Below are 18,134 nucleotides of genomic sequence, written 5' to 3'. Positions count from 1 at the left end.
GATAAGGGTTACATTCCCTTTCATGACTTGCTATACTTGGGACGAGCGCTTATTAGTTTCTATCCAGACGATGCCAGAAAAAATTCCAGACAAGAGGTGAACCGAGCATGTCATTCACACTGCCCCTCGGCGCGCAAGCCCCTGATTTTACTTTGCCCGCCACCGATGGACGTATGTATTCTCTGAAGGACTTTGACGAAGCCAACCTGCTGGTCATTTTTTTCACCTGCAATCATTGTCCCTACGTAGTCGGGTCCAATGAAATAACTCGGCAAACCGCATTGGCTTATGCCGATCAGGGTGTGCGATTTGTCGGCATCAATGCCAACAGCGTCCGTACCAAGCCGGACGATTCGTTCGAGCGCATGGTGAGCGTGATGGAGGAAGAACAATTTCCTTGGGTGTATTTGCATGACGAGAGCCAGGAAGTAGCCAAGAGCTACGGCGCCCTGCGCACGCCCCACTTCTATGTATTCGACGGAAACCGCAAATTGGTCTATACAGGACGCGGTGTCGATCAGCCCCGCGATACCAGCAAGATGACGGTGAATGATCTGGACCGTGCCTTGTCCGAGGCGCTGGCCGGGTCTGAGATATCCGTTCCCTTAACAAACCCGATCGGCTGCAATGTGAAATGGGACGGCCAGGACGAGCACTGGATGCCCGTAGAGGCTTGCGACCTCGTGTAGCTAGCTTCAAGCTGCCAAGTATCTATCCAAACATCTCCTGTGATTCATGTGCGGGAGATGTTTTTTGTATGCATCTGAGGAAAAAGGGCGGGCCTTGGAGCTCCATTCCGCACTTCAAGAGCCGTAAGCCGCGTCGAACTCGATGACGTTACGGTCCGGATCAAGTATATAGATTTGCGAGAACCCCGCTACGCTGTCCGGTCTTGCTTCATAAGGAATGGAAGCCGCCTCCAGCCAGTCGAGCGTCTTGCTGTAGCTTTTGACCCAGATAGCAACATGTCCGTCAACCGTGCTGATCCCGCTATCTCGCAGCGTTTCGCCCGTCGGGTTTTCGATCAGATGCAGCTGTTGGGTTCCGACCGCATACCAGATTCCTTTGGAGTTGAACGGCGGTCTTTCGATCTCCTGCAAGCCCAACACCTCGGTGTAAAAAGCTCTGGACCTCAACAGATCTCGAACTGCAAGACTGACATGGTGCAAACGCTCGAACTCGATCATTGAACATCTCCCGTTTTCAACGTGTTTTAAGAGGAACACCCTCGCATGCCTCTTCCAACATTATATACCTTTAGAAAGCCGGCACGGAACTTAAGCTCCGGATCTGCGCTGTAAGAGGAGCTTAATAGGGAAAAAGAGAGAGCGGCCGCTCTCTCTCGACTCTGCTTCCAGCTTACGCCGCAAGCCACGCTTTCTGTTCTATCTATGGCGTCTCTGCCACCATCCGGTTTGTCAGCGAACCGAGCTTCTCGATCTCGATCGTTACGATGTCGCCGTCCTTCAGGTAAACGCGCTGCTCCGGCGGAAGGCCGAACACAACGCCTTCCGGTGTCCCCGTCAGGATGATATCTCCCGGTACGAGCGTCATGTGATGCGAGATGTAGCTGACGATCTCGTCGCAGTGGAAAATCATATCGGACGTGTTGGAGCTCTGGCGCACCTCGCCATTGACGATTGCTTTGATCGACAGCGCGTTCGGATTGCCGACTTCATCGGCGCTGACCAGGTACGGGCCGAGCGGCGAGAACTTATCGCATGACTTGCCAAGCAGCCATTGATGCGTCCGCATCTGCAAGTCGCGTGCTGACAGATCGTTCACGCAGCAGTAGCCGAACACATGGCTGAGCGCCTCTTCCCTGGACACATACTTGGCGGTTTGCCCGATGACGATCACCAGCTCCGCTTCGTAATCCACTTCGGAGGTAACCTTTGTCGGCAGCGGGATACCGTCGCCTTGGGCAGCCAGCGTGTTGTTGAATTTATTGAAGAGGATCGGATATTGCGGGATCGGCGCATTCGTCTCCTCAGCATGCTTGCGGTAATTCAGCCCGACGCAAATAATCTTGTTCGGACGCGTGACGCAAGGACCAAGCTGCAGCTTCGCTTCGTCCAGCCAGCAGGCGACGTCCCCCTCCGAGGAGCGGTCTACGAGCGCCTGCAGCGCTGCAATGGCGGAGGCGCCTCCCTCGATAACCTCATGCACGTCGGTAGGGATACCTTCCAGACCGCTCACAGCCGCGGCCTTCGCCACGTCCAGGATACCACGGTCCGTTTTTACACCGAGCTTATAAGCTCCTGCTTGTTCGAATGTAACCAGTTTCATGAATAAGTCCCTCCTAAGCGTTTTTGCCGAACACGACTCCGCCGTCGATATAGAGCGGCGAGCCCATCATAAACTTCGATTCATCCGAGGCCAGGAACACGGCGGCTTGCGCCACGTCCTCCGGTCTGCCGAGATCCCCGCTGAGCTGGCGGCGCTTGATCCCGGCCAGCCCTTCCTCCGGGTCGGCGTAAGACTGCTTCAGGTAGTTCTCGACGAAAGGCGTCAGGATCGTACCCGGAAGCAGCGCATTGACGCGGATGCCATAAGGCGCATAGTCCACCTGCATGGACTTGGTGAGCGCGAGCACCGCCCCCTTGGTCGCCGCATAGGAAGCGCGCTGGGCCAGCCCGATCTCGGCGATGCAGGACGACATGTTGATGATCACTCCGCCGCACTGCTCCATCATATGGGGCAGCACGTACTTGCTGGGGAGGAAGGTTCCGCGAATATTAACGTTGATGACGCGGTCCCATACTTCCGGCTCGACCTCATGCAGCGCGCCCACGCCGCTGATGCCCGCATTGTTGAACAGCACATCGATGCGGCCATATTCGGCGATCGCCCCGGTTACCAGCGTCTGAACCGATTCCGGCTCGGTGACGTTTGCCTTCAGGAATATCGCCGAACCCCCGGCCAAGCGGATTTCCGCAGCCGTCTCCTGTCCCTTCGCTTCATCCAGGTCGGCGATGATAACCGATGCGCCTTCTTCTGCAAACCGCAGCGCCGAGCTGCGGCCGATGCCCGAGCCAGCTCCGGTGATCAACGTAATTTTACCTGCAAGTCTCATGGTACCCGATCTCCTTTCGTTTGTTCCGATGTTGATGCTGCTGCGTTGCCTGCCTATATCTACTGGCTTTCCGGTCCCTCACTTCCAGCTTGTTTGGGCGCTGAAAAAGACTTCAACGGAAGGAAGTCCGTCTGTCTGGAGTTAAACCTGCCACTATACATCTTTTAGGCTAAATAGTGCGTAGACTCGCCATATTCCTGCGATTCAACATGCATTAATGGAGTGAAGCTTCGGGGGGACGGAATCCAAGCCGAAATGCCTGTAGATTCGCAGGCACTTCTCTTTTGGGAAGAAAATAGGAATGGTATTCCTGCCTGTTCGCAGGTTTGCTGCCTCATTACCTATGTGCTTCCACGCCCCCGTGCCCCGGCACCTCAGCGCCTCCAACCTCACCGTATCCGATAAAATCTGGCCGCGTTCCCGCCAAATACGGCGGCCCGCTCCTCTGCCTTCCAAGCTTCCGGCAATGTCCGCTCCACCAGCGACACCACTTCCTCATAGCTCGCTGCGAGCAAGCAGACCGGCCAGTCGCTGCCGAACATGAGCCGCTCCGGGCCGAACATCCGGCACACCTCCGTCACGTAAGGGCGGATGTCCGCCTCTGTCCAGTTCGCCAGATCAGCTTCGGTGACCATGCCCGAGAGCTTGACGTAGACGTTCTCATGCTCCGCTACCGTCTCCATCCCGCTGAGCCATGGTTCCCGCTCGCCCCCTGCAATATCCGGCTTGGCGATATGATCGATTACGGCCGGGATGCCCGGAACGAGGTCCAGCATCTGAGCCACATACGGCAGATGACGGGAACGCACCAGAATATCCAGAGTCAGTCCACGTTCAACGAGCATGCCCAGCGAACGGAGCACCTTATCCCGTACGATATACGCATCATCCCCCAGATCCTGAAGCATGGGGCGAACGCCTTTAAAATACGGAGAAGCGGCAAGCTCATCAAGCATCTGCTCCACGTCGTCAGCCTCCAGATCGACCCAACCGACGACGCCGGCCAGCGACTCCTCACGCTCACAGAGCTTGAGCAAATACCGGGTTTCCTCCACAGTCGGAGCGGCCTGTACGACTATCGTGCGGTCGATGTGCCGTCGGGACAGCTCCGGTCGCAGCTCGTTCGGTCCATAGTCCCGGTACAGCACGCCTTGCTCCGGCGTCAGCCAGCCGTAATCTCCGCGTGCCAGCTTCCAATAATGCTGATGCGCATCAATTCTCATCGCATTCGCTCTCCCGCTCGCTCGTCATCGCTTCCACGATCACGCCCTTGCTCAGTATGAGGTTGGCGTACTGGGCGCTCTCTCCGGTAGCGACAATAGCATAAGCTTGCTTGGCCCGTTCATAGAACTCGAAACGTTCGAGAAACTCCTGCTTCACAGGGCGTCCTTCATGGCGGTCCGCAATCTCGCGGTAGTCTTCCCAGATCACCGGCACGACCGGATCGCCGGGCACGACCTGCATCAAGCTAACCGGGGCCTCGACATACTGATCGAGCGGATAGAGCTGGAGCACCGCTTCCAGCAGCTCCGGTATGCCGTGTCCATCGGCCCGTACCAGGCGCTTGGCGCAGGACGCTGCGGGAAAGTTGCCATCAGCCAGCACCAGTTCATCGCCATGCCCCATTTCCATAAGAATCGCAAGCAGCTCGGGCGATAGAATAGAAGGAATGCCTTTTAACATACGGCTCCCTCCTCCCGCGCAATTTCCTCCAGACGTACGGGACGGTTCTCGGCCATCGATCGGTACGCGCCGAACACGATCTGCATCGTCTTCAGATTGTCCTGTACGCTGTTCTCCGGCTCGCGGTCCTCTTCGATCGCGCGCAGCAGCTCGCCCATCGTGCCGAGGAATGCATGCGGAAACCATTTGCCGTGCAGCGAAGGCGTGAACCAGTAGTCCGGATGAAGCCGCTTCGTATAGAAGCTTAGCGTGTCCTCGCGTCCCACCGGATAGTTATACAAGGAACCGTTCGTTCCCTTCACGATCCCCTCCGTGCCCTCGAACCGGTATGTGGCATACCAGTCGTCCTCGCCCGCGATGTGATTGTGGTTATCGTGGATCATCCCGCGCGCTTCGCCGGGAAACTTCATATGCAGCAGCGTCCTGGTCTCACCGACGCACTGCTGACCCGGGAACCGCGCTCCGTCCGCATAGATATACTCCGGCGTGCCGAATAGAAAGCGGATCGCATCGATATAATGAATGCTGTGATACATAAATTCGAGCGTAGGCATCGTTCTCAGCCAGCCCCAGTTAGCGAATTCCTGCTTCACATTTACGGCGATGGAAGCCTGCAGCAGCTCGCCCAGCCAGCCGCGGCTAATAATCGTATGCGTGGCCCGTATGCCCGGCGACCAGCGCATCTGCTGGTTGACTGCGCCCTTCACGCCTGCCCGTACGCAGGCGTCCGCTATCCCCGCGGCCTCCGCGTATGTTTCAGCCAGCGGCTTCTGGCAGAGCATGTGCTTGCCCGCCTCCGCGACTTGGGCCGTGATACCCGGCTGGGCCTTGGCCGGCACGGCCAGATCGACCACACGCACCTGCGGGTCGGCCAGCAGCTCGTCGAGCGAGCCATAGACGCGCCCGATGCCGAACTGGTCGGCGAGCGACTTCGCCTTCGCCGCATCGACGTCATAGATGCCGACGACGTTCAGCTGGCCCATTTTGTAAGCGGGGAGGTGGCAGGCGCCGACGATCTCGCCCGCGCCGACGATCGCGATGCCGATCGAACGGTCCTGCGGTACCTTAGGCTTGTAATCCAGGTCCAGCCACTCGGCATTCCCTTGTGTTCCTGTCACGAGGCTTCCTCCTTCCTTTACAAGCTTGGTCCGATCCGGTTGATGCTGAACTCCTGATGGCCCAGCACCTCAGCCTTGGTCAATTTGCCTTCGGCCACTTCCCTAATTTCCTGCCAGATGCGATCGCCCGCCTGCCCGAGACCCAGCGTCCCGTCCAGCATCTCGCTGACGTCGACGTCCATATTGTCCTCCATCAGGTCGAACGTCCGCTTATTGCCGGTAATCTTGATTACGGGTATAACGGCTGAGCCTGTAGGCGTACCGCGACCCGTCGTAAAGCAGACAATGTGGGCGCCGCCCGCGGCCATGCCCGATACGCACTCGATGTCATTGCCCGGCGAGTCCATGAAATACAAGCCGCCCTCCGGCAAATGCTCCGCGTATTCGATAACCCCGCGGATCGGCGCGGTACCGCACTTACTGATGCAGCCCAGCGACTTTTCCTCGATGGTCGAAAGTCCGCCCGCGATGTTGCCGGGGCTCGGATTGCCGCCCCGCATATCGGCGCCCATCCGCTCGACTTCCTTCTCGAAGCGGTCGACGATATGATACAGCTGCTCCTTCGTCTCCGTCGTCGCGCAGCGCTCCGCCAGCACGTGCTCCGCGCCGATGATCTCGGTCGTCTCGCCGATGACGATCGTACCGCCCTCCGCGATCAGCGAGTCGGCAGCCGCCCCCAGGGCAGGGTTGGACGCTAGCCCCGAGGTGGCATCCGAGCCCCCGCATTTCACGCCCACCTTCAGCTTGGACAAAGGCACGGGCACCTTCGGCTGCTTCTCCAGCTCGGCAAGCATGCCGCGCGCCAGCTCGGTGCCGTGCTGAATCGCTTTGACCGAACCGCCGACACTTTGAATATCGAAGAATTCAACAGGTTTACCGGTAACCTTTATAGCTTCTGCCAAAGCCTCCGGATCGACAACCTCGCAGCCTAGACTAATAATAAGCACAGCCCCGACATTGGGGTTTTTCCCCGTTCCCGCCAAAACCTCAAAGGTCCGGTCCTTATCCGCGCCGATCTGACTGCAGCCGTGCTGATGCGGTATGGCAACCGCCCCCGGCACGTTTTGCATAATGCGTGAACAAACCTGATTGGAGCAAATGACGGTCGGTATGATCAGCAGGTGGTTGCGGATGCCGATATCCCCGTTCGCCCGTTCGTATCCCATTATCGTTGTCATCTTGTAAGTACTGCCTCCCCGCTAGAATTGAATAGCTCCCACGCATGCATAGTAACCGCTTACTTGGTTATCTCAGGTAAGCCGCTCTCGCCTTGATCCGCCTTGTCTACTTAGCCACTGCCTGATCTCCGCGTCCGCGGATGCCTTCTATATTGTGAACATGCACATGCCTGCCCGCTTCGATCGGACAGACTGTCCTGCCGATTACCTCACCGTACTTTCGCACATCAAACCCTGTCTCCATAGCGACGATCGAAATCTTGTGGCCAAACGGCACCGGGTCCAGCAAGACAACGTGTTCCACACGAGTACCGATCCGGTAACGGATATCATCGCCCGCTTCCAAATCCTTCAGTGCTGTCGCGACATGATCCGCCTCATCCATCACGAGCGCATCAGCGCCAGGTTCAATCGAATGTGCCATATATTTCAGCCTCCAGCAGTTAATGTTATCGATAACTTTAACATAGCAATGGAATGACTTGCTGTCAATCTCTTTTTTCCCTACAATAAACCTTAGTCATGTATCGAAAGGAGCGTCATTGTTGATCACAATCTACGATATCGCCAAGAAAGCCAACGTATCCGCGATGACCGTTTCCAGAGTTATCAATAACAATGGCAAAATTAGCGAGCTTACCCGGCAACGGGTCAAGCAGGTGATGGAGGAGCTCAATTATGTCCCCAACTCCAACGCCCGCAGCCTCGTGCTTCAGAAAACGCATATCATCTCCCTGCTGATCACGGATATTACCAATCCGTTCTATACGACACTCGCGCGGGGGGCCGAAGATACGGCCAAGCGGCTCGGCTACAAGCTGCTGTTCGGCAACAGCGATGAGAACTACGCGAAAGAAAAAGATTACGTGGACATGATCCTCTCCACCCGGGTGGACGGCGTGCTGTTCGCGCCTGCGGGCGACGGCTCCGCCGCGCACTTGCAGCAGCTGCAAAAGCATCGCATCCCCCTCGTCCTGCTCGACCGCGAGGTCCCCGGCATCCAGAGCGACACCGTGCTCGGGGATAGCAAGGAAGGAGCGCGGGGACTCGTCGAGCATTTGCTCGAGCTGGGCCACCGGCGCATCGCCCTCATCAACGGCTCGGAGGACGTCTCGACCGCTCGCCAGCGGCATATCGGCTACAAGGAGGCTCTGAAGCTGAACGATGTAGCCTACGACGAAGAACTCGTCCTGCACGCCAGCTATCGGGATATCCAGGATGAGGCGGCGCTGGACCGTTTGCTCCAGCTGCCCGAACCTCCGACCGCCATCTTCGCAGCGAACAACTTCCTTGCCGTAGGGGCCATTCAGGGACTCCGTGCTAAGGGGCTGGAGGTGCCGGATGACATGTCCGTGGTTTGCTTCGACGACCTCGGACTCGCCTCGGCTCTTCATCCGTTCCTCACTGTCGCCGCTCAACCGGCCTATCAGTTCGGCTCGCTCGGGATGCAGTGGCTGATCGATCGAATCGAGGGCCGCGCTCAAGAAGAGCCGCGCAAGATCATACTGCCCTCGGAGCTGATCATTCGATCCTCCGCAGCCTCGCTCGGAGTCAGGTAGAACAATGCTGCAGAGGGGTAAGACCAGAAGCCAAACTTCAGAATGGGCCGTTTCTGGAAGCGATGCGGATGCTTGGCAGCGGCAGCGGCGGCGGCTATTCTTTCGGGCAGAGCGATTACCTGCGCTTTAGCAAAAGCTAAACTCAGCATGTAAGGAATGCTGTCCGCTAACTATCGGATAACCCTTGTAATGCCTCTTCATGACGCGCCTTTTTCTTAAATAGTAGAACGTTCCCGAAGTAACGTTACTTGTCCCCAATACCTGCAAGGGTATCGGGATCGGCTAACGGACATGGTGTCCTCTTAGAAGCAGATTTGGGCTTGATTAAACATGTAACGGACTTGACGTACTCATAGCGGTCTCAAACGCCCGGAATACCAAGTATTTGTCGCTCTAACGGTCCAATATGTCCCTTACATTCGTATCCGTGTCCATCCCAACCGCTAACGGTTCAACATGTCCGTTAGCCGTAACCTCCATGATTACATGACTTTCAGATCACTCTACTAGAGCGGAGCATAAGCCGGTTCGGGTCTCGATTTCATTTCCTCGTCGGCTTTCCCCCTCTAACAAGCGCCGAAGCCCGGCGGAGTGAGCTTGACTTTTCTTACCTAATCCTTTATCTTAATATTAAGATAATTATTCAACACCAACCTGCTAGCCCACTGCACGGAAAGGAGGTGCCCTATGTCCGACCAAGAACGTGATGACGCCCTGCATCTGTTCGTCGTATTGTCGAGGGCCTGCGAATGGGTTAGCGCACATGCCCATCGCGATATCAGGAGGCATGGCTTGAATCCGACCGAATACGGCGTACTAGAGCTGCTCTATCACAAAGGCCCCCATGCGCTTCAGCAAATCGGGGAGAAGGTTCTGATGACCAGCGGCAATATTACTTATGTCGTAGACAAGCTGGTTAGCAAGGAGCTCGTTATCCGTAAGCCTTGCCCGGATGACCGCCGAGTCAGCTTCGCGGAAATAACAGAGCGCGGCGTCTCGTTCCTAAGCCAAGCCTTCCCTGAGCACCGTGAAGCGATAGCCGGGGCTGTATCGGGTCTGACGCCCGACGAGCAGCGGCAGGCCATAGACCTGCTTAAGAAGCTTGGCCTTCAAGCCAAGGAAAGCTTCAAGCAAGGCGGTAAAGCGTAGCGGCAGCATCCCTGCTGTCGTTTACGCACCCTTCTGAACGAGAAAACATCGAGAAGATAACAGCCCACATCATCTGTCTTAATATTAAGATAACAAATTGAGCGAGGAGAGGTTCATTATGCAAATCATGGTATATCCACCCTCTATGCAGGGCGAAGGCAGCTTCAATGGCGGAAAAATCACAGAGCAAAAACCAATCGGCTTCTCCGGAGAAGGCTCCGTCGTGAAACGGATCGGCCCGCTTTTCTACTGGGCTTGGGCCTTCTCGGAGCAAGAAGGGCACATCGGCTTGCATCCTCATCAGGCCTTCGAGATTATGACTTATGTCGTTCAGGGCAAGGCCGAGCACGGCGATACGCTCGGAACGCGCAGTGTAGTTGGGCCCGGCGGCGTACAGATTATGCAGACCGGGTCGGGCGTGTCGCATGAGGAACATTTTATCGGACCGAATATGGAAGCCTTCCAGATCTGGTTCGAGCCGGAGCTCAAGGCCGCCCTTCAGCGTACGCCGACTTACCGGCAGTTCGAGCACGAACAATTCCCGATCATGGAAGGCGACGGCTACACCCTCAAAACCGTCATCGGCCCCGGGGCACCCGTGGAACTAGTCGCCGATGCCCGGGTATGGGATCTGGAGGCCGAGCCGGGCTCTTCCTTCTCCTACACAATTCCGGCGGGGCGAAGTTTGGCTGTTCTGGCGATCCGGGGCCATGGTGCCTGGATCCAACAGACCGGCGACCATCAGTCGGCGGAGACGGCATTTCATCAGCGGGACTTTATGACGCTGCGGGCGGATGCCGAGAGCTCCTTGACGCTTAGACCCGAAGAAGGCGGCAAGCTGCGCTTGATCGGGATCGAAGTTCCGACCACCGTACCTTATTCGCAATATCCCAAGCGGTAACACCATAAGCATATGGAATCAATAATGAATCAATAACCGAGAAGCCTCCATCCACTCGTTCTAGAGGGATTTGGAGGCTTTTTAGGCTCGACTCTGACGAGTTCCCCTGCAGGCACGGGACCCTTGAGGATACGTAAAGCAAGTCATGGATCGGGACCTAACGTCAGTCAAGTCCGAAGTGGAAGATAGCGGACCATAGCCAGCAGATATACAGGAACTTCACAGCCTTTCCTTCCTATAAAGCTAAATTCCTGAAAATCTGCATCCTTTTATTCCTCAGCTCGATAAAAAGACCGCATGTTGCGAAAAATGCCTGTATATTTGTAGGAATGTATCGGGTCTGCCTCATCTTCTGCTCAAAAAGATGTACATTTGCAGGGAAATGGGTCCAGCAGCAGCCAACCAGCGACATCCAAGCGGCAGTTGACGACTCCCACTCACGAATAACGTGCAACTTCGAGCGATCAACACCAGCCAGCCACTTGGCGAGCTCATAGCTTCACGTCAAATACGGATTTGAGAAACAGCGCGGCCCGTAATGTAAAAACTATTTGACATTAATCGACTATCATTTTATGATGAATATGTAAAAAAGTTTTTACATTATGAAACGACTGCGGTGATCTCTCATTGAAAAACAACATCCGGCAAATTCGAAAAAATATGAAGATTTCCCAGGAAGAGCTGGCCCATCTATGCGGCGTGACCAGACAAACCATCAATGCGATCGAGAATGATAAATACGACCCTACATTGTCGCTGGCCTTCCGGTTATCTGTTCATCTTCGCACTACTGTCGATCAATTATTTATGTACGAGGAGGAATCCCAATGAAACTAAAAAAAGCGGATGAAATGGAGCAATACCAAAGCAATAAATCGGCCAAAATTACTTATATGTTTTTTACCATAGCTTTGTTAGTCTGGTCGCTGCTCAACTACTTTACGAAAGGCCAGACGGGCTGGGAATTCGCGATTCTTTTAATGGGAAATGTCGTTTTCTTCGGTTCAAGGGTCTACTTCGGAAGAAAAATGAGATGAACTTGCAAGAAGGCACGGCTTCTCCTCCGTCCCACCGCTTATGCGGGAGGGGAGCAGCAGCCGAATGAGGGCCGCCTTATGCCTCGCAATGACGGGCCATTTCATGGTAATTCCCGCAGAGTCGCGGCCCGTCGTATCCCTCCGATCACTGGACCCTCACCCCAGTTGTAAGGGTGGCGAGAATCCCGCGATATCGCGAACAGGCGGGTACGGCTGATCTCCGGCTCTACGGCGCTCCAGCCGCTCCAGCCATGCTGAGGATGCTTCGGCATCTGCCGTGCTGTGCATCTCCAATACCCAGGCGCCCTTGAAGCCGGAAGCGCGCACCAGGGCTACACATTCCTCCAAAGGAACGGTCCCCGTCCCTAATGCCAGATGGTCGTCATGATCGCCTAGGTTGTCGCTCAGATGCAGGGCAACCAGCTCGGGTATCACCCGCTCCAGGGAGCGCAGGCAGCTATCCGCTCCATTCAGGTGCGCATGCCCTGCATCGAAAACGATTCCGACCTGTGGCGAATCCGTCAGATGGAGCACTCGCTCCAGGAAGACGGTGTCCACGCCCAGCAGCTGCGGGTAGGGCGGAACATTTTCAAGAGCAATCTTCACCCGGTTGCCTGCGGCGGTCTTTAGCACATGCCGTAGAAACGAGGCTACGCGATTCGCCGCGCCCTCCAGCCTCTCGCCTGCCGTCCATTCCCCCGCTTGCCCTTCGGTCTGACCTTCCGTCTGCCTATTCATCTGCCTTTCGTTCTGGCCTTCCGCCTGACCTTCCGCCTGACCTTCCGCCTGACCTTCCGTCCGCCCTTCCGCCTGCCGCACGTCGGCATCCCGCACATCCGCATCCCGCTGGGCGTCCATTTCTCCGGGATGCAGCACGATATATACGCAGCCCAACTCCTCCGCTATATGCATCGTGCGCAGGACGATCCGCTCGGCCTCTCCCCTCGCCTCGCTGCAAGCGGCGGCCGGATTGCAGCCGGTAATCGGGGTATGGATCGACCAGGCTATCCCGTTCATTTCACCGACCCGCTTCAGCCAAGACAGCTGCTCCTGAGTCCAATCCAGCAGCTCGGCATGTCTGCCTTCGCCCATAATCTCAATCGCCTTCCAGCCCGCCTCGATCAACTGTACGACAGCCTCCTGCAGAGGCAGCTCCAGCAGGGCGTACGTGGAGACGGAGCAATCCAACGGCTTAGACATCAACATTTAGCCTCCCTATCGCTTTATTTAATCCCAGACTGAATGAAGCTGTTCATAAATTGCCGCTGAAAGATCAGAAAGCCGAGCAGCAAAGGCACAATAACAAGCAGCGTTGCCGCGCTGACCTCGGTCCATTGAGCGCCGATCTCGAACGATTGGGCAAATATCGCCAGCCCTACGGTCAAAGGACGGTTTTCCACCGAGTTGGTAACGATGAGCGGCCACAGGAAATTATTCCAGTGATAGCTGACCGAGACGAGACCGAAGGCGATGTAGGCAGGTCGGGACAACGGAAAATAGATTTTCCAAAGAATTTGCCACTTGGAGTAACCCTCCATCACGGCCGCCTCGTCCAGCTCAGTCGGGAGCGTCTTGAACGTCTGCCTTAGCAGGAAGATGCCGAACGCGGAGGCGAAATACGGAATCATCACGCCCAGCTTCGTATCGAGCAGCGATAGCTCCTTGAGCACATTGTAGTTCGGGAAGATCAGCACATCCGCCGGGACCATAATCTGCACCAGGAATAACAGGAAGACCGCATTTTTGAACCGGAAATCAAGCCTCGCGAACGCGAAGGCGGCCATCGTCGCCGTTATCATCTGGACAGCGAATACTCCAAAGACGATCAGCACCGTATTCAGGTAATATTGAGCGAAGGGCGCAGCGGCCCAAACCTTCACAAAATTCGCCAGCGTAAATTCCAGTGAAAACGCTGGCGACAGAGCGATCTCCCGGGGCCGAAAGGCGGTCACCGTCATCCACAGCAGCGGCACCAGCCAAATCAGCGCGAATATATAGAGAAGCCAGCGGCTTATGTTCAACGTTTTGTACGGCATAACATCGCCTTTCTTTCCGCCTCTTAGGCCATGATTCATGCAATCTGATTAATGATAATGAATTTTTTTATCCAATCCGAAGAAGTTCAAGGCGGCCAGAAGCAGCAGTACCGCTATCATAATAACCGTCAAGGCCGAGGCCATCCCCTGATCCCAGAAGCTGAACGCCGTTTCGTAGATGTAGTACAACAGCAGGTTGCTGGCGTTATTCGGACCGCCCTTGGTCATGATGACCAGATGGTCCACCAGCTTATACGCATTCGTCAAGGCGACGATCGTCACGAACAGCGTAGTCGGCATCAGCAGCGGGAACGTGATCTTGCGGAACACCGTCCATCTTCCGATCCCGTCCACCTGGGCAGATTCGTAGAGCTCTGGAGAAATATTTTGCAGTCCGGCCAGGTAGAAAATCATGAAGTACCCGGCTTCCTTCCAGACGACCATAAGGATCATGGCCCACATCACGTATTGAGGAGATCCCAGCCAGTTGATATCGGACTCGGTGATTCCTTTCATTAACCGGCTCAGCAGTCCATACTGCGGGGTATAAATAAAAAGCCACACATTCGCCGCAGCAATCATAGGGATCAGCGTCGGGTAAAAAAACGCGGTGCGCAGAAATCCGGTTCCCCGCAGCGCCTTATTGGCAAACACCGCCATCAGCAGAGCTAGCGCCATTGAAGTCGGGACCGTGCCCAGCGCGAACCACAGATTGTTGACCATGACCTTCCAGAATATCGCGTCGTCCATCAACAGCTTGAAATTATCAAGTCCGATAAATAACGGCTCCGGCGTAGCCAGATCCGCCTGGAACAAGCTGAGCCGGATCGTCTTCGCGATCGGGTAGAAGGTGAACAAAAACAAAAACAGCAGAGACGGCAGCAGGAGCAGCCAGGCAAAAGCGTTCGTCTTCCAGCTTAGGTATAGTTTTCTGTGCCTTAACAAAGTGAACCTCCCGGCGTGTCAGTCATAGTGAGAAAAGCGGAGAAGCTCCTCTGCCCGCCGCGCCGTATTCCGGGCTTGCGCGCGACAAGTCGAAGCTTCTCCCTAACTTTTCGCTTGTGCATACCGGCTCCCTAGGATTCCCGCGGCTTAACTCGCCGCTCAGAGTATCCACGAAAGCTCAGGCTGCTTATTTGTTGAAAGCCGCCAGCGCTTTGTCAGCCTCCTCCTGGGCTTTCTTCAAGGCATCCGCAGGCGACAGGCTGCCAGTCAGCACCGCTTGCACCTGATCGCTCAGCACCTTCATCACCTTACCGTTATTATGGGTGGACAGCTCGGCCGCCGCGTATTGAAGCTGATCCCGGGCTACCAATGCAGCAGGGAATTCGGCCGCGTATTTCTTCATCGTCTCCGTCTCGTAAGCGGATTTCTTGACGGCCACATAGCCCGTATCAATACTCCACTGTGCGGCACGCTCGGTCTCGGTCATAAACTTGACGAACTTCCACGCCGCCTCCTGCTTCTTCTTGTCGATATCCTTGAAAATGTAGAAGTTACCGCCGCCGGTCGGGCTGCCGAAGCTTTTGTTCTTTGGCAGGAAGCTGACGCCGAACTCGAACTTGGCGTTCTTTCTGACGTTCGTCAGATTGCCGGTCGTGTGGTACATCATGGCTGTCTTGCCTTCCAGGAAGTCGGATGGCACTGTTCCCCACTCCGTAACGCCCTCCGGAATCACCTTGTCCTTCTTCGCGAGATCACTCCAATACTGAAGCCCCTCGATATTCTCCGGCGTATCGAACATGACCTTTTTGCCGTCCTCGGTCATCAGGTTCTTGCCGTTCTGCAGGGCAAAGGTTTGAAGCATCCAGTAGGCATAGCCGGATACGGGAATCTCCAGTCCCCAGGTGCCGTCCTTGGTCAGCTTTTTGGCATAGTCCTTCATCTCGTCCCAGGTTTGCGGACCGCGGTTCGGATCAAGTCCGGCGGCCTTGAACTTCTCTTTATTGTAATAAAGCACGATCGTGCTGCGTTGGAACGGAATGCTGTAAGTCTTGCCGCCAGTCTGGGAGTTAGCCATGAACGCCGGGTAGAAGTCGGACAAATACTTGTCCCCGCCCTCCTGCGCGATAAACTCGTCCAGCGGCACAATCGCGTTCATATCGAGCAAGCTGAACAGCTCGGTCGACTGAAGCACGGCGATATCGGGAGGTGTTTTCGCCTGTACCCCGGCCTGCGTCTTGACCGCCGTATCCGCATAACTACCTGTGTACACCGGCTTGACGGTGATGTTCGGATGCTGCTTCGTAAATTCCTGGGCCATGCCTTCGATCGTAGCGGTCAGCGGGCCGCCTACGGCGATCGGGTAGTAGAAGGTCAGATCGATCTTCTCTTCCTTGCTCGGCGCGGTAGCGGCTGAAGCGGCCGGAGCCGCAGCAGGCGCAGCCGCCGGTGTTTGTACAGGCTCAGGCTTGGCGCAGCCAGCGACAACGGACAAGCAAAGGGCCAAACTCATCATTTTCGGTGCAAAAGCACGCATGGATTATCTCTCCTTTGATTGGATCAATTATTGAGTATTGAGTTAAAGTAGATCATTGGGTCGGCATCGGCTCGCATGCTTTTCTTCCCCACAGTAGCAAAGCTGTATGCGAGGACGATTACGTCTGTGTCAAGCCGGTGTTAAATATTTCGCTTATGGCCTGACAGCGGTCAATAGCTCCTGGAGGGACGACCATATATAATCGGGCTTCACGTGAAAGCGTTCGGCATCCTCGCGGGTAGCCGCCCCCGTCAGCACGAGAGCCGTCTCCATGCCATGCCTTGCGCCAAGCAGGATATCGGTCTCCAAACGATCCCCGACCATCAGGCACCGGCTCGCGGCCAAGCCGCTCCACTCCAGCACTTTGGCGGCATAATAAGCCGACGGCTTGCCGATGACGACCTCCGCGGCGGCGCCGCCGGCCGTTTCGATGGCCTTGACCATGGACCAGGTATCGGGCAGCGTATCCTGCTCGATGGGGCAATACGGGTCCGGATTGGCCGCCACGAGCACCGCTCCGTTGCGCACCGCCTTCTGAGCCTCGTACAGCTTGCGGTAGTCGAAATGCATATCCATCCCCACCAGCACGTGCGAAGCCTCGAGCGGGTCTTCTGTCCAGCGCACCTCCTGCTCCTCCAGCTCGGCGCGCATAGCCGGTTCGCCGACGACGAACACGGATGAAGCCGTCTCCGTCTCTCTCAAATACACGGCCGCCATATACGAGGCGGTCACCACCTGCTCCAGCTCGGCCGCAAGCCCCATCCCTCTCAGGCGGTCCCTGCAAGCGATCCGGGTACGCGTAGTCGTATTGCTGAGGAAATATACCCGGCTGCCCTGCTCTCTAAGCCCGGCCAGCGTTTCCGCTGCACCCGGAAGCAGCCGGTCGCCCAGCAAAATCGTACCATCCAAATCAAAAAAACAGCCTTCCCATTCCCTTGCCTCCGACAATCTCTGCGCAGCTCCCTTCCTGAGAACAACACAAAAAACCCCTTTACCCAGCACAATAGAAGCGGCGCGCCTAAACAGGCTTCCTCTACTTGCTGCATAAAAGGGTTTTCTCCTCGTCTCCTACCCTTACCTATTCGGTTGGTTGCTCTCACTGCTTACTTTATCAGGTGTTTGTTAGCGGAAGATCAAGGCCATGTGTAGGTTTCGTAAATCCCCGTCCTGCCGCGCTCTCCTCGCTTACCGCCACTTCCTACTCCCTGCTGCGCAGCGGAAACAGCTCGCGGACCTTCGCATCCCTCAGCCACAGTCCCGCCCACGCGATAACGGCCAAATAGACGGCGAACAGTACATGAGTAAATAATGGCGCGTCGATACGGATCTGAGAGGCGACCACGCCGCCGAAATAAGCGGTCAGCAGCAGCGCCCCGAAAAAAGCGGTGCGAGGGATGGCATACAGGACGGCCGATAACAGTCCGAGTATGCCGATCAGCGCGAGATGATGCTCGGCAAATCCGAGCGATGCGGTGCCTTCCACCACCTCGGGAGGCGGGAACAGCTTGAAGATTCCGTCGAACAGCATGAACGCGATCACCAGCCAGCTGAGCACTCGGGCCGTCCAGAGCCGGCCTCTCGATATTGTCGATGTTCTCATGGGTACAACCTCTCCTCGGTCTAAAGTTGAGCTCATTGTAGCACAGTCGCCCGATGCGAATTTCTTCTGAATTGCTCAATTGTTTTTGGAGCTTGCGGGGGCATCGGCTCATGGCTCATGATCGGGAGAGGGAGACAGATAGGAGTTGCCTTCGTCCCGGTGCCGAGATCGGACCGGTTCGACGGTCTCACACACGGCAACTTGTCAAATAGGGTAGGGTAAAAACGTAAACAAACCTCTGACTACACTCTGACTACATTCGTGCAACACGCACACTTCGGCCAATGCCTGCAATCATACAGGAATATTCCTAAT

At 56.0% G+C, this 18,134-nt stretch carries 20 protein-coding genes; 6 read left to right on the top strand and 14 right to left on the bottom strand.

What is annotated here, in order from left to right:
• Positions 1-107 precede the first annotated feature (107 nt).
• Positions 108-689, top strand: a complete 582-nt coding sequence (locus GSF01_RS00465) for a thioredoxin family protein (RefSeq protein ID WP_159881050.1) — start codon at positions 108-110, stop codon at positions 687-689.
• 114 nt (positions 690-803) lie between these two features.
• Here the strand turns inward: GSF01_RS00465 and GSF01_RS00460 are convergent, their stop codons facing one another.
• The 8 genes from GSF01_RS00460 to GSF01_RS00425 form a co-directional block, all read right to left on the bottom strand.
• On the bottom strand, positions 804-1,187 hold the full coding sequence (locus tag GSF01_RS00460; RefSeq protein WP_159881049.1) for a VOC family protein: 384 nt from the start codon (positions 1,185-1,187) through the stop codon (positions 804-806).
• A 202-nt stretch (positions 1,188-1,389) separates the two neighbouring features.
• Positions 1,390-2,289, bottom strand: coding sequence for a fumarylacetoacetate hydrolase family protein (locus tag GSF01_RS00455; RefSeq protein ID WP_159881048.1), 900 nt, complete (start codon positions 2,287-2,289; stop codon positions 1,390-1,392).
• A 13-nt stretch (positions 2,290-2,302) separates the two neighbouring features.
• The gene (locus GSF01_RS00450) at positions 2,303-3,076 is read right to left on the bottom strand and encodes an SDR family NAD(P)-dependent oxidoreductase (RefSeq protein ID WP_159881047.1); all 774 of its coding nucleotides are present in this window, start codon (positions 3,074-3,076) and stop codon (positions 2,303-2,305) included.
• A 389-nt stretch (positions 3,077-3,465) separates the two neighbouring features.
• Positions 3,466-4,299: an amidohydrolase family protein gene (locus tag GSF01_RS00445; protein WP_159881046.1), complete on the bottom strand. Its 834-nt coding sequence runs from the start codon at positions 4,297-4,299 to the stop codon at positions 3,466-3,468.
• Positions 4,289-4,759: an RbsD/FucU family protein gene (locus tag GSF01_RS00440; protein ID WP_159881045.1), complete on the bottom strand. Its 471-nt coding sequence runs from the start codon at positions 4,757-4,759 to the stop codon at positions 4,289-4,291. The genes GSF01_RS00445 and GSF01_RS00440 overlap by 11 nt, the downstream gene beginning before the upstream one ends.
• Positions 4,753-5,877, bottom strand: coding sequence for a Gfo/Idh/MocA family protein (locus GSF01_RS00435; RefSeq protein ID WP_235941186.1), 1,125 nt, complete (start codon positions 5,875-5,877; stop codon positions 4,753-4,755). Before GSF01_RS00435 ends, GSF01_RS00440 begins: the two co-directional genes overlap by 7 nt.
• A 17-nt stretch (positions 5,878-5,894) precedes the next feature.
• Positions 5,895-7,055 carry a UxaA family hydrolase gene (locus GSF01_RS00430; RefSeq protein WP_159881044.1) on the bottom strand — a complete coding sequence of 387 codons (1,161 nt, stop codon included), beginning with the start codon at positions 7,053-7,055 and terminating at the stop codon, positions 5,895-5,897.
• 106 nt (positions 7,056-7,161) lie between these two features.
• The gene (locus GSF01_RS00425; RefSeq protein ID WP_159881043.1) at positions 7,162-7,479 is read right to left on the bottom strand and encodes a UxaA family hydrolase; all 318 of its coding nucleotides are present in this window, start codon (positions 7,477-7,479) and stop codon (positions 7,162-7,164) included.
• A 121-nt stretch (positions 7,480-7,600) separates the two neighbouring features.
• On the opposite strand from GSF01_RS00425, the gene GSF01_RS00420 reads away from it, so the two are divergent.
• The 5 genes from GSF01_RS00420 to GSF01_RS00400 all read left to right on the top strand — a co-directional run bounded on the left by GSF01_RS00420 (position 7,601) and on the right by GSF01_RS00400 (position 11,704).
• Positions 7,601-8,614: a LacI family DNA-binding transcriptional regulator gene (locus GSF01_RS00420; protein ID WP_159881042.1), complete on the top strand. Its 1,014-nt coding sequence runs from the start codon at positions 7,601-7,603 to the stop codon at positions 8,612-8,614.
• A 687-nt stretch (positions 8,615-9,301) separates the two neighbouring features.
• Positions 9,302-9,763 carry a MarR family winged helix-turn-helix transcriptional regulator gene (locus GSF01_RS00415; protein ID WP_159881041.1) on the top strand — a complete coding sequence of 154 codons (462 nt, stop codon included), beginning with the start codon at positions 9,302-9,304 and terminating at the stop codon, positions 9,761-9,763.
• A 118-nt stretch (positions 9,764-9,881) separates the two neighbouring features.
• Entirely contained in the window at positions 9,882-10,664 is a 783-nt protein-coding gene (locus GSF01_RS00410; protein WP_159881040.1) for a pirin family protein, read from the top strand.
• Between the two features lie 630 nt (positions 10,665-11,294).
• Positions 11,295-11,498, top strand: coding sequence for a helix-turn-helix transcriptional regulator (locus tag GSF01_RS00405; protein WP_159881039.1), 204 nt, complete (start codon positions 11,295-11,297; stop codon positions 11,496-11,498).
• Positions 11,495-11,704, top strand: a complete 210-nt coding sequence (locus GSF01_RS00400) for a hypothetical protein (RefSeq protein ID WP_159881038.1) — start codon at positions 11,495-11,497, stop codon at positions 11,702-11,704. The genes GSF01_RS00405 and GSF01_RS00400 overlap by 4 nt, the downstream gene beginning before the upstream one ends.
• A 156-nt stretch (positions 11,705-11,860) precedes the next feature.
• On the opposite strand, the gene GSF01_RS00395 is transcribed toward GSF01_RS00400, so the two are convergent.
• The 6 genes from GSF01_RS00395 to GSF01_RS00370 form a co-directional block, all read right to left on the bottom strand.
• A complete protein-coding gene (locus GSF01_RS00395) occupies positions 11,861-12,904 on the bottom strand; it encodes a sugar phosphate isomerase/epimerase family protein (protein WP_159881037.1) in 1,044 nt (347 codons plus the stop codon).
• A 23-nt stretch (positions 12,905-12,927) separates the two neighbouring features.
• The gene (locus GSF01_RS00390; RefSeq protein WP_159881036.1) at positions 12,928-13,740 is read right to left on the bottom strand and encodes a carbohydrate ABC transporter permease; all 813 of its coding nucleotides are present in this window, start codon (positions 13,738-13,740) and stop codon (positions 12,928-12,930) included.
• A gap of 48 nt (positions 13,741-13,788) precedes the next feature.
• Complete coding sequence (locus tag GSF01_RS00385; RefSeq protein WP_159881035.1) at positions 13,789-14,685, bottom strand: carbohydrate ABC transporter permease; 897 nt, start codon at positions 14,683-14,685, stop codon at positions 13,789-13,791.
• Between the two features lie 187 nt (positions 14,686-14,872).
• Positions 14,873-16,219, bottom strand: a complete 1,347-nt coding sequence (locus tag GSF01_RS00380; protein WP_201305288.1) for an ABC transporter substrate-binding protein — start codon at positions 16,217-16,219, stop codon at positions 14,873-14,875.
• A gap of 153 nt (positions 16,220-16,372) precedes the next feature.
• Positions 16,373-17,167 (bottom strand): HAD-IIA family hydrolase, encoded by a 795-nt coding sequence (locus GSF01_RS00375; protein ID WP_201305287.1) that lies wholly within the window; start codon positions 17,165-17,167, stop codon positions 16,373-16,375.
• A 250-nt stretch (positions 17,168-17,417) separates the two neighbouring features.
• On the bottom strand, positions 17,418-17,819 hold the full coding sequence (locus GSF01_RS00370; protein ID WP_159881034.1) for a DoxX family protein: 402 nt from the start codon (positions 17,817-17,819) through the stop codon (positions 17,418-17,420).
• Between the last annotated feature and the right edge of the window lie 315 nt (positions 17,820-18,134).

The organism is Paenibacillus puerhi, assembly GCF_009846885.1.
GTDB lineage: Bacteria > Bacillota > Bacilli > Paenibacillales > NBRC-103111 > Paenibacillus_G > Paenibacillus_G puerhi.
The sequence above is the reverse complement of the archived record's forward strand: the minus strand, read 5'-3'. Positions and strand labels throughout refer to the sequence as shown.